Below are 11,973 nucleotides of genomic sequence, written 5' to 3' on the forward strand. Positions count from 1 at the left end.
TGTGCCCGATCCTCCCTCACAGGACTTATCGCTAACCGAGTTAGCGATATTCACGCTAGCATGTGCTTCGTGACGCAGGGAACACCCGGATCGGATGCGGACTCGTACTGGTACGAGCCCTCCGGCGACGGCGAGGCGGGGGCCTCGAGGTCCTGCGTGCGCTCCGACGCTACCGCGACGCCGAGGGCGGCATGCAGCGACGCACACGCGACGACATGGACATGAACGAGACCGACCTCCGGGCGCTCCGCATGGTCATCCGAGCCGAGCAGGAACATCGCGAGCTCTCGAGCGCCGAACTCGCCCGCGCGCTCGACGTCAGCACGGCGGCGACCACGAAACTGGTCGGGCGGCTCGTGAAGACGGGCTACCTCTCGCGCACGCCGCACCCGGTCGATCGGCGCGTGCAACTGCTCAGGTCGCGACCGGGCGCCCACGCGCGCATCCGCGAGACGCTGGGCCGGATGCACCGCGAGATGCTCGAGATCGCGAGCGCCCTCGCGCCGGCGGAGCAGCGCGCGGTCGCGGGCTTCCTCGACCGCATGTCCGACCTGTACGACGCGGCGCTGCTGACGGGATCGAGCCGGGAGCAACGGGCGGAGGCGCCGGGCGGCGCCTGAATGCGGCAGGCTGGAGGGGTGAGCGGACGCAGTGGCGATGCCTGGGTCTACGGACCCGACGGCACCCGGTTCTGGGGGCGCTACGGCGCGGCCGGGCTGCTGCTGCACGATCCCGCTCGCGGCGTGCTGCTCCAGCACCGGGCGGAGTGGAGCCATCACGGGGGCACCTGGGGCATCCCGGGCGGCGCGCGCCACGAGGGCGAGGGTCCCGTCGACGCCGCCGTGCGCGAGGCGGGGGAGGAGGCCGGGGTGCCCGGGGCATCCGTTCGCGTGCGATTCACCTCGGTCGTCGACCTCGGCTTCTGGTCGTACACCACCGTCGTGGCCGAGGCGACCCGGCCGGTCGAGCCCGTCATCGGGGATGCGGAGAGCCTCGAGCTCGCGTGGGTGCCCGTCGACCGCGTCGACTCCCTCGCGCTCCACCCGGCGTTCGCCGCCGCCTGGCCCGGCCTGCGGGAGCGGATCGGCCAGGACGCTCCCTGACCGCCCGCGGTTCGACCGCGGCGCCTGCCGTGGACACGCGAACAGGGGGTCCATGACGGAATCGTACGGTCGATAGACTCGGGCCGTGGCTGGGGAGGGCGAGCCTGTGGACGCGTCGCGGGTGTGGACGATACCCAACGTCCTGAGCATGCTCCGGCTGGCACTCGTCCCGGTCTTCCTCGGCCTCATCGTCGCCGGCCTGGACATCGCGGCACTCGTCGTGCTCGTCGTCGCGAGCCTGACGGACCTGCTCGACGGCTACCTCGCACGTCGTCTCGGCCAGGTCACCCGGCTGGGCCAGCTGCTCGACCCGGCCGCCGACCGGCTCTACATCTTCGCCGCGCTGCTCGGACTCGCCTTCCGCGACCTCGTGCCGTGGTGGATCGTCGCCGTGATCGTCGCGCGCGACGTCGGCATCGTGCTGCTCGGCATCGTGCTCGCCAACCACGGATACGGGCCCCTGCCCGTGCACCTGCTCGGCAAGGTCGCGACCTTCGCCCTCTTCTTCGGGCTGCCGGTGATCCTGCTCGGCATCGCATTCCCCGCGGTGAATGCAGTCAGCGCGCCGGTCGGCTGGGCGATCACGCTGTGGGGCGCCTTCCTGTACTGGTGGGCGGGAGTGATCTACGCGCTCGAGACACGTCGGGTCATCCGCATTCCGCGGGTGTCCGACGTCCGCGGATCCGATACGCTGGAAGACCAGGGAGGTTAGACGTGGCCGACAGTGACATGACCGAACCCGGTGCACCGACGCCCGGTGACTCCGCAGCGACCGCACCCGAGGGTGTCGACTCGACCATCGGCTTCAGCCGGGAGGCGGCCGCGCAGCTGACACAGCTCGACGCCGCCGTCTCGGCGGAGGAGCAGGAGGCGATCGCGGCGCTGCCGTCGGGTTCCGCGCTGCTCATCGTGCGACGCGGCCCGAACTCGGGCGCGCGGTTCCTCCTCGACGCCGACGTCACCACCGTCGGCCGGCACCCCGACGCCGACATCTTCCTCGACGACGTGACGGTCTCGCGCAAGCACGCCGAGTTCCTGCGCCACCGCACCGCGTTCGAGGTCAAGGACCTCGGTTCGCTGAACGGCACGTACTTCGACGGCGTCCGCATCGAGACCGCCCTCCTGAGCGACGGAGCCGAGGTGCAGGTCGGCAAGTACCGGCTCACCTTCTACGCCTCGCGACTCGACCTGGCGCCCGTGGCGAGCCAGTAGTGCCGCGGTCCGCCGCATCCACCCGCACGGACGGCGACGCCCTCCTGGGCATCGGCCAGGTGCTCGCGCGCCTGACGCCCGAGTTCCCCGACCTGACGCCGTCCAAGCTGCGCTTCCTCGAGGAACAGGGCCTCATCACGCCCGCCCGTTCGGAGTCGGGCTACCGCAAGTTCTGCGAGGACGACGTCGCGCGCATCACGCTCATCCTGTCGATGCAGCGCGACCACTACCTGCCGCTGAAGGTCATCCGCACCTACCTCGACGACCAGGACGCCGGGCGCAACCCGCAGCTGCCGGTGCCCGAGTCGCTGCCGACCATCCTCGACCGGTCGCGCCGGCTCGGCCGCGACGAACTCGTGCGCGAGGCCGACGCCGACCGCGCCCTGCTCGACGAGGCCGTGGCCGCGTCGCTGCTGCCCGCCGCGTCCACGTACGGCGAGGAGGCGCTCGTGGTGCTGCGGTGTCTCGCCGAGCTGCGAACGGTCGGCATCGAGCCGCGTCACCTGCGCGGCCTGCGGTCGGCCGCCGAGCGCGAGACCGTGCTGATCCAGAACGCGGTCGAGCCGATCCACCGCCGTGGTGCCGCGTCCAGCCGCGCCGGCGCGGCGGAGCGCGCCCTCGAGATCGCCGCGCACCTCGAGTCGGTGCGCACGAGCCTCATCCGGGCGGCGATCGTCCGGCAGTACCGCTGATCGCCACGACACGCCGAGACGTTCGGCCCGATGTGATTGATCGGCCCACTGGCGATGGGTAGCGTGGACGATGCGCCCGAGCGGCGCGCGGCAGAGGAACGAGGGGCGGTCGTATGAGCGAACTCAGCCGGGGCGACGAGGCGCGCTATGATCTCGGACTGCTCTTCACCGACGGCATGCCCGACCTCGAGGACGACGGCGGCTACCGGGGTGCGGTGGCGGCACGCGCGGCGGGCATCAGCTACCGCCAGCTCGACTACTGGGCGCGCACCGAGCTCGTGCAGCCGACCGTGCGCGGTGCCGCGGGCTCGGGCACCCAGCGCCTCTACGGCTTCCGCGACATCCTCGTGCTGAAGCTCGTCAAGCGGCTCCTCGACACTGGCATCTCGCTGCAGCAGATCCGCACCGCGGTGCAGCAGCTCCGCGAGGCCGGCGTGCACGACCTCGCCCAGACCACGCTCATGAGCGACGGCGCTAGCGTCTACCTCTGCACGTCCGACGACGAGGTGATCGACCTCGTCAGCCGAGGCCAGGGGTGTTCGGCATCGCCGTCGGCAAGGTGCTGCGCGAGGTCGAGACGACGCTCGTCGACCTCGACACGAGCCCCGCCGACCCGATGGACGAACTGGCGGTGCGGCGCGCGACGCGCGAGCGGCGCATCTCCTGAGGGGCGCCGCCCCGCGGCATCCGCTCGGTGTCACCGTTCCCGGTGACCGCGCCGCCGTGCCGGCCGAACGTGGCCGCTAGGAGCGGGGCAGCTCGGCGTAGTCGCCGATGCGCGCGGTGCGCAGCACCCGGTCGAGCAGCTGATCGAAGTGCGCGGCCATCTCCTCTGCGCTCTCGCCCGGCCACATGTGCAGCGGCTTCGCCGCGCCCTGCGCCTGCTGCAGCGACGTGCGCTCGGGCAGCTGCGGCGAGAGCACCAGCGGGCCGAACATGTCGCGCAGCTCCTTGATGCGGAACTGGTGCTCGAGGGACTGCACGCGCGTGCGGTTCACGATGATGCCGAGCGGCTGGAGGCGGGGGAGAGTCCGCGGCGGATCTCCTCGACCGCGCGGAGCGCCCGGTCCGCGGCCGCGACCGAGAACAGGCCGGGCTCGGTGACCACGCCGACGCGGTCGCTGGCCGCCCAGGCGGTGCGCGTGAGGGCGTTCAGCGACGGCGCGCAGTCGATGAGCACGAGGTCGTAGTCGCGCTCGACGTTGGCCAGCGCCTCCTCGAGCTTCCAGATGTCGCGGATCGAGGGGTGCGGGCCGTCGAAGTTGATCGCCGACGGGCTGCCGATCATGACGTCGATCGTCGACGCCGGGTTCGACTTGGCCCAGCCGCTCGGCGCGATGGCCGAGCGCACGATCTTCTCCTTGGGCGACGCGAGCACGTCGGCGACGTTGAGGTGGCCGCTCACCTGGATGTCCATGCCGGTCGAGACATCCGACTGGGGGTCGAGGTCGACGACCAGGGTGCTGACGCCTCGAGCGAAGGCCGCGGAGGCGAGGCCCAGCGTGACCGTGGTCTTTCCCACGCCCCCTTCAGGGAGCTGACGCTGAGTACGTGCACGACCGATACGTTACCGTTAGGACGGTTCGAGAACCTAAACGTTCGCTGTGTCGCGGACCCCGGTCGAAAGGCGTGCATGTTCACGAAGATCTTGGTGGCCAATCGCGGAGAGATCGCCATTCGGGCGTTCCGGGCGGCCTACGAGCTGGGGGCCAAGACGGTCGCCGTCTTCCCCTACGAGGACCGCAACTCGCTGCACCGCCTGAAGGCGGACGAGGCCTACCAGATCGGTGAACCGGGCCACCCCGTGCGCGCCTACCTGGACGTGTCCGAGATCATCCGGGTCGCGGTCGAGGCGGGTGCCGACGCCATCTACCCGGGGTACGGGTTCCTCTCCGAGAACCCCGAGCTGGCGCAGGCTGCGGAGGACGCCGGCATCACCTTCATCGGCCCCGGCCGGTCGGTGCTCGAGATGGCCGGCAACAAGGTCACCGCCAAGGAGCACGCGATCGCCGCGGGCGTGCCCGTGCTCGCGTCGACGCCGCCGTCGACCGACGTGGACGAGCTCGTCGCCGGCGCCGAGCAGATCGGGTTCCCGGTCTTCGCCAAGGCGGTCGCCGGCGGCGGCGGACGCGGCATGCGCCGGGTGAACTCGGCCGACGAGCTCCGCCCGGCCCTCGAGGAGGCCATGCGCGAGGCCGACAGCGCGTTCGGCGACCCGACGATGTTCATCGAGCAGGCCGTGCTGCGGCCGCGCCACATCGAGGTGCAGGTGCTGGCGGATGCCGACGGCGAGACCGTGCACCTCTTCGAGCGCGACTGCTCGGTGCAGCGCAGGCACCAGAAGGTCATCGAGATCGCGCCCGCCCCGAACCTCTCCCAGGAGATCCGCGAGCGGCTCTACGCCGATGCGATCGCGTTCGCCAAGTCGATCGGCTACGTGAACGCGGGCACTGTGGAGTTCCTGCTCGACACCGCCGGCGAGCGTGCCGGCCAGCACGTGTTCATCGAGATGAACCCCCGCATCCAGGTCGAGCACACCGTGACCGAGGAGGTCACCGATGTCGACCTCGTCGTCTCGCAGATGCGCATCGCGTCGGGCGAGCGGCTCGCCCAGCTCGGCCTCATGCAGGACGCGATCCGCCTGCGCGGCGCGGCGCTCCAGTGCCGCATCACGACCGAGGACCCGACGGCCGGATTCCGCCCCGACACCGGCAAGATCACGACCTACCGCTCGCCCGGCGGCGCGGGGATCCGCCTCGACGGCGGCACCATCAACCCGGGCGCGCAGATCAGCCCGCACTTCGACTCGATGCTCGCGAAGCTCAGCTGCCGCGGGCGCGACTACCCGGCCGCGGTCGCCCGTGCGAAGCGCGCCCTCGCCGAGTTCCGCATCCGCGGCGTCTCCACGAACATCCCCTTCCTCCAGGCCGTGCTCGACGACCCCTCGTTCGTCGCGGGCGACCTCAGCACCTCGTTCATCGACGAGCGGCCCCAGCTCCTGCGCGGCCGCCAGTCGAAGGACCGCGGGACGAAGATCATGAACTGGCTCGCCGACGTGACGGTGAACCAGCCGAACGGAGCGGCGCCCACGGCCGTCGCGCCCGCCGAGAAGCTGCCGCCGCTCGACCTCGCGCAGGAGCCCGTCGCCGGATCGCGGCAGCGCCTGCTCGAGCTCGGCCCGGCCGGGTTCGCATCCGCGCTGCGCGCGCAGACCGCGCTCGCGGTCACCGAGACGACCTTCCGCGACGCGCACCAGTCGCTGCTCGCGACCCGCGTGCGCACCAAGGACCTCGTCGCGGTCGCGCCCTACGTGGCGCGCATGACCCCCGAGCTGCTCTCGGTCGAGGCATGGGGCGGCGCCACCTACGACGTCGCGCTGCGCTTCCTCGGCGAGGACCCGTGGGAACGGCTCGCCGCACTGCGCGAGGCGCTGCCGAACGTCGCGATCCAGATGCTGCTCCGCGGGCGGAACACCGTCGGCTACACGCCGTACCCGACCGCCGTGACCGACGCCTTCGTGCACGAGGCGGCGGCGACCGGCGTCGACATCTTCCGCATCTTCGACGCGCTCAACGACGTCTCGCAGATGCGCCCCGCGATCGACGCGGTGCTCGCCACGGGCGGTTCGGTCGCCGAGGTCGCCGTCTGCTACACGGCCGACCTGCTCGACCCGGCCGAGACGCTCTACACGCTCGACTACTACCTGCGCCTCGCCGACGAGATCGTCGAGGCGGGCGCGCACGTCCTCGCGATCAAGGACATGGCGGGCCTCCTGCGTCCGGCGGCGGCCGAGCGCCTCGTGTCGGCGCTCCGCGAGCGCTTCGACCTGCCGGTGCACGTGCACACGCACGACACCGCGGGCGGCCAGCTCGCCACCCTCCTCGCCGCCAGTCGCGCGGGCGCCGACGCGGTCGACGTCGCGAGCGCGCCCATGGCCGGCACGACCAGCCAGCCGTCGGCCTCGGCGCTCGTCGCCGCCCTCGCGCACACCGAGCGCGACACCGGCATCTCCCTCGAGGCGATCTCCGACCTCGAGCCGTACTGGGAGGCCGTGCGCCGCGTCTACTCGCCGTTCGAGTCGGGCCTGCCCGGGCCCACGGGTCGCGTCTACCGCCACGAGATCCCGGGCGGGCAGCTGTCGAACCTGCGCCAGCAGGCCATCGCGCTCGGCCTCGCCGACGACTTCGAGCTCATCGAGGACATGTACGCGGCGGCGAATGCGATCCTCGGCCGGGTGCCGAAGGTGACGCCGTCGTCGAAGGTGGTCGGCGACCTGGCGCTGCACCTCGCGGCGGTCAAGGCCGACCCGGCCGACTTCGAGGCGAACCCGGAGCGCTACGACATCCCCGACTCGGTCGTCGGGTTCATGGCGGGCGAGCTGGGCGACCTGCCGGGCGGATGGCCGGAGCCGTTCCGCTCGAAGGTGCTCGCCGGGCGCGACGTGCGCGTCGGGGTCGCGGAGCTCACGAGCGATGAGTCGGCGGCGCTCGATGCGGGCGGCACGGAGCGACGGGCCATGCTCAACCAGCTGCTGTTCCCGGCGCCGACGCGCCAGTTCGAGCAGATCCGCGAGCTGTTCGGCGACCTGTCGGTCGTCGACACGCTCGACTACCTGTACGGACTCCAGCCCGGCAGCGAGCACGTCATCGAGATGGAGCGGGGCGTGCGCCTCTACGCCGGCCTCGAGGCCATCGGCGAGGTCGACGAGAAGGGCATGCGCACCGTCATGACCACGCTCAACGGCCAGCTCCGCCCGGTGTTCGTGCGCGACCGCAGCATCACGGTCGAGTCGCGTGCGGCGGAGAAGGCGGACGCCTCGCAGCCCGGCCACGTCGCTGCGCCCTTCTCGGGCGTCGTGACCCTGCAGGTCGAGGAGGGCGCCGAGATCGCTCCGGGACAGGCCGTCGCGTCGATCGAGGCGATGAAGATGGAGGCCGCGATCACCTCGCCCGTCGCGGGCGTGGTCGAGCGGCTGGCCATCCCGCGCACCCAGCAGGTCGAGGCGGGCGACCTCATCGTGGTGGTGCGGCCGCGATAGGCTGTGCCGAGAACCACGGCGACGAGAGGGGGACTGGTGGCCGACGACCGGAACGACACCGAGACGGACCGCAGCGGGGCGGGCACGGACCACCGGGGCGGCGCGTCCGCGCGCACCGGTGCGCACTCGTCGCGCCTGCCCGAGCGGCTGACGATCCAGGTCGACCTGCCGCCCGCGCCGGTGCGCGAGATCCCGGAGGACGAGGCCGCCGTCGCCATCGACGACGTCGCGGTCAACCCCGGCGAGCTCGAGGGGCGTGCGACGCCGACCCAGTCGATCCCGCTCGCATCGGCCGAGAGCGCCCGACGCCTCGGCGCGCGGGAGTCCTCGCCGTACCGCGCGCTCCTCGCCGCGGACGAGCGGCGCGAGCGGGAGCGGGAACGCGCCGCCGTCGCCCAGCTCGACGCCGACGAACCCGCCGAGCTCGAGCCGGCCGTCCCGGCGGACCTGCCCGAGACCTCCGACTCGCTCACGCCCGACCGGCTCATCGACACGCACCGCGCGGGCCGACCGGCACCGCAGGGCGGCCTGAACCGGTTCCTCTACGAGGCGTCGTTCCACACCATCAACCTCGGCGACTCCGCCAAGGTGCGCGCCCACAAGGCGATGAACACGCGCATCCAGCGCCGGTTCCTCGGCGGAGCGCGCTTCGTGCCGGTGCTGACGCGCAAGGGCGGGGTCGGCAAGACGACCGTCACGACGCTGCTGGGCATGGCGCTCGCGAACGCCCGCGAGGACCGGGTGATCGCCATCGACGCGAACCCCGACCGTGGCACGCTCGCCGAGCGCGTCGACCGGCAGACGCGCGAGACCGTGCGCGACGTCGTCGGCAAGGCGTCGACCATCGGCGGCTACACCGACTTCTCGCGCTTCGTCTCCCGCGACGGCACGCGCCTCGACATCCTCGCGTCCGACACCGACCCGAACCTGTCCGAGGCGTTCGACGACAACGACTACAACGTGGTCGCGAACCTCGCCGCGCGGTACTACTCGATGGTGCTGACCGACTGCGGCACCGGCATCGTGCATTCGGTGATGCGAGCGACGCTGCAGCGCGCCGACGCGATCGTCGTCGTGTCGGGCGGCAGCGTCGACGAGGCGCGCCTCGCCTCGGAGACGCTCACCTGGCTCGAGTCGAACGGTTTCGGCGACCTCGTGAAGAATGCGGTCGTCGCGATCAACCTCGCGACGCAGGGCACCCACCTCGTGAAGGTCGACGAGATCGAGGCGCACTTCCAGTCGCGCGTCCGCGAGATCGTGCGCATCCCGTACGACCCGCAGCTCGCGGCCGGCTCGGTCGTGCACTGGGACCAGCTGCGGCCGATCACGCGCGAGGCCGCACGCGAGCTGGCGGCGCTCGTCGTCGAGGGCATCCCCGAAGAGCGGGTACGCTGACCCGGTGCCGGAACGATCCATCCGCCTCTTCGGCGACCCCGTCCTGAAGTCCGCCTCCGCCCCGATCGAGACGATCGACGACGGCGTCCGCGCGCTCGTCGCCGACCTGCTCGACAGCGTGCGGGTCCCCGGTCGCGCCGGTGTCGCCGCGCCGCAGATCGGCGTGAACCTGCGCGCGTTCAGTTACAACGTGGACGGCGACGTCGGGTACGTGCTCAACCCCGAGCTGGTCGAGGTGAGCGGCGAGGTCGAGCCGTTGGGCGAGGGCTGCCTGTCGGTGCCCGGTCTGTGGCACCCCACCCCGCGGCATCCGTTCGCCCGGGTCCGCGGCATCGACCTCGACGGGTCGACGATCGAGATCGAGGGGAGGGGCTGCTCGCCCAGGCGCTGCAGCACGAGACCGACCACCTCGACGGCATCCTCTACCTCGACCGACTCGAGAAGCCCGAGCGGCGCATCGCGATGCGCGAGGTGCGCGAGTCCGACTGGTTCTGACCGCGCACGCCGGCCGGCCGCCGCTGCGGGCGATCGCCGCCTGAGACGACGGATGCCCGGAACCGATCGGCTCCGGGCATCCGCTCGACTCGTTCGGGTCAGCCCGCGATCGAGTGGCCCTCGGTCATGGGTGCCGTCGTCAGGTACATGCGCTCGATCTCGTCGGCGAAGTCGGCGACGATCACGTTGCGCTTGATGCTGAGCTTCGGCGTGAGGTGCCCGCTGTCCTCGGTGAACTCCGTCGGGAGGATCACGAACTTGCGGATCGACTCGGCACGCGAGACGCCCTCGTTGGCCTGGTCGATCGAGCGCTGCACCTCGGCCAGGACGGCCGGGTTGGTGCTGGCGTCCTCGATGCTCATGCCCGCGTCCTCGCCGTGGTTGTTGAGCCACACGGGGAGCATCTCGGGGTCGAGCGTCACGAGCGCCGAGATGAACGGCTTCTGGTCGCCGACCACGACGACCTGGCCGATGAGCGGGTTCGCGCGGATCGGGTCCTCGAGCGCGGCCGGCGCGACGTTCTTGCCGCCCGCGGTCACGATGATCTCCTTCTTGCGACCGGTGATCGTGAGGAAGCCGTCGTCGTCGAGCGAGCCGATGTCGCCCGTCTTGAACCAGTCGCCGTCGAACGTCTCGGCGGTGGCCTCGGGGTTCTTCCAGTACTCCTGGAAGACGTTGATGCCCTTGACCTGGATCTCGCCGTCGTCGGCGAGCCGCACCGAGACGCCCGGGAGCGCCGGGCCGACCGTGCCGATCTTCGACTTCTCGGCGAGGTTCACCGTGGCCGGCGCGGTGGTCTCGGTGAGGCCGTAGCCCTCGAGGATGGTGATGCCGAGCGCGTGGTAGAAGTGGCCGAGGCGCGGGCCGAGCGGGGCGGACCCCGAGACGGCGTAGCGGACGTTGCCGCCCATCGCCGCACGCAGCTTGCTCAGCACGAGGCGGTCGAGCACGGCGAACTTCAGCCGCAGGCCGAGCGGCACCGAGCCGGCCTCGCCGGCCTTCGAGTACGCGACCGCGGCGTCTGCGGCGGCGCGGAAGATCTTGCCCTTGCCGCCGGTCTCGGCCTTCTGCTCGGAGACGTTGTAGACCTTCTCGAACACGCGCGGCACGGCGAGCAGGAATGTGGGCTTGAACGACCCGAGCGCGGGCAGCAGCTGCTTCGTGTCGGGCTGGTGGCCGACGCGCACGCCCGCGTGCACGCAGAGCACCGCGATGAAGCGCGCGAACACGTGCGCGGTCGTGATGAACAGCACGGTCGACGCGCCGTTCGGGTCCATCACGACCTCCTTGAGCGCGACCGCGGCGTTGCGGGAGAGCTCGACGAAGTTCGCGTGGGTGAGCACGCAGCCCTTGGGCTTGCCCGTCGACCCCGACGTGTAGATGAGCGTGGCGATGTCGGAGCCGACCGCGATCTTCCGGCGGCGCTCGATCTCCTCGTCGGGCACCTCGGAGCCGCTCGCGACGAGCTTGTCGAGGTCGCCGAGGTCGATCTGCCACACCGAGCGGATGTCGGGGAGCTCGGGGTGCACCTCGTCGAAGCGCGCGAAGTGGTCGGGCGTCTCGAGAATCGCGGCGACGGCCCCCGAGTCGCCGAGGTTCCACTTGACCTGGCTGGGCGAGCTCGTCTCGTAGACGGGGACGAGCACGCCGCCGGCGAACCACATCGCGAAGTCGATGAGGGTCCACTCGTACCGCGTCTTGCACATGAGGCCGACCTTGTCGCCGGGCTCGATGCCCGCCGCGACGAAGCCCTTCGCGAGGGCGACGACCTGGTCGTAGAACTCCCGCGTCGTCACGGGAGACCACGAGTCGCCGTTCGGCAGCGAGAACAGCACCGCGTCGGGGCTCGCCGCGACCCGGTCGACCAGCAGGTCGGTGGCGTTTGCCTCGGGATCGGCGGGCACGAGGGCGGGCGAATCGAATTGGATCACGGTAGCTCCTTCGGCACCGGTGGGGGCGGGTCGTCCCGTCATTCGGGCCGACGTCGCTCGGCAGAGTTCATTAACTACACTCTAGTTCAGCGTCCCCCCGGTTCGGT

Annotated in this window: 8 protein-coding genes and 3 pseudogenes; 9 read left to right on the forward strand and 2 right to left on the reverse strand. The window is 71.5% G+C overall.

All coding sequences use genetic code 11. The annotated features are described in order from the left end of the window. The first annotated feature begins 191 nt into the window (after positions 1–191). From QUE38_RS15470 to QUE38_RS15495, 6 genes and pseudogenes are all read left to right on the forward strand, one after another. Positions 192–620 (forward strand): MarR family winged helix-turn-helix transcriptional regulator, encoded by a 429-nt coding sequence (locus tag QUE38_RS15470; protein WP_286309187.1) that lies wholly within the window; start codon positions 192–194, stop codon positions 618–620. A gap of 18 nt (positions 621–638) precedes the next feature. Beyond that, positions 639–1,103: an NUDIX domain-containing protein gene (locus QUE38_RS15475; RefSeq protein WP_286309190.1), complete on the forward strand. Its 465-nt coding sequence runs from the start codon at positions 639–641 to the stop codon at positions 1,101–1,103. 148 nt (positions 1,104–1,251) lie between these two features. Next, entirely contained in the window at positions 1,252–1,815 is a 564-nt protein-coding gene (locus QUE38_RS15480; protein WP_286309192.1) for a CDP-alcohol phosphatidyltransferase family protein, read from the forward strand. 17 nt (positions 1,816–1,832) lie between these two features. Continuing rightward, positions 1,833–2,315 (forward strand): FHA domain-containing protein, encoded by a 483-nt coding sequence (locus QUE38_RS15485; RefSeq protein ID WP_286311861.1) that lies wholly within the window; start codon positions 1,833–1,835, stop codon positions 2,313–2,315. After that, the gene (ftsR, locus tag QUE38_RS15490) at positions 2,315–3,007 is read left to right on the forward strand and encodes a transcriptional regulator FtsR (protein ID WP_286309193.1); all 693 of its coding nucleotides are present in this window, start codon (positions 2,315–2,317) and stop codon (positions 3,005–3,007) included. The genes QUE38_RS15485 and ftsR overlap by 1 nt, the downstream gene beginning before the upstream one ends. A 113-nt stretch (positions 3,008–3,120) precedes the next feature. Then, positions 3,121–3,674: pseudogene (locus tag QUE38_RS15495) on the forward strand (MerR family transcriptional regulator). Positions 3,675–3,750: 76 nt separating this feature from the next. Here the strand turns inward: QUE38_RS15495 and QUE38_RS15500 are convergent. Next, a pseudogene (locus QUE38_RS15500) lies at positions 3,751–4,564 on the reverse strand (ParA family protein). A gap of 76 nt (positions 4,565–4,640) precedes the next feature. Here QUE38_RS15500 and QUE38_RS15505 point away from each other — a divergent pair. The 3 genes and pseudogenes from QUE38_RS15505 (at position 4,641) to def (ending at position 9,935) form a co-directional block, all read left to right on the forward strand. Beyond that, a complete protein-coding gene (locus QUE38_RS15505) occupies positions 4,641–8,045 on the forward strand; it encodes a pyruvate carboxylase (RefSeq protein ID WP_286309194.1) in 3,405 nt (1,134 codons plus the stop codon). A gap of 36 nt (positions 8,046–8,081) precedes the next feature. Beyond that, positions 8,082–9,440, forward strand: coding sequence for a MinD/ParA family ATP-binding protein (locus tag QUE38_RS15510; protein ID WP_286309195.1), 1,359 nt, complete (start codon positions 8,082–8,084; stop codon positions 9,438–9,440). A gap of 4 nt (positions 9,441–9,444) precedes the next feature. After that, positions 9,445–9,935, forward strand: a pseudogene (gene def / locus QUE38_RS15515) (peptide deformylase). Between the two features lie 98 nt (positions 9,936–10,033). Here def and QUE38_RS15520 read toward each other — a convergent pair. Further along, entirely contained in the window at positions 10,034–11,908 is a 1,875-nt protein-coding gene (locus QUE38_RS15520; RefSeq protein ID WP_433996920.1) for an AMP-dependent synthetase/ligase, read from the reverse strand. Positions 11,909–11,973: the final 65 nt, after the last annotated feature.

It is taken from the genome of Agromyces mangrovi, assembly GCF_030296695.1.
GTDB lineage: Bacteria > Actinomycetota > Actinomycetes > Actinomycetales > Microbacteriaceae > Agromyces > Agromyces mangrovi.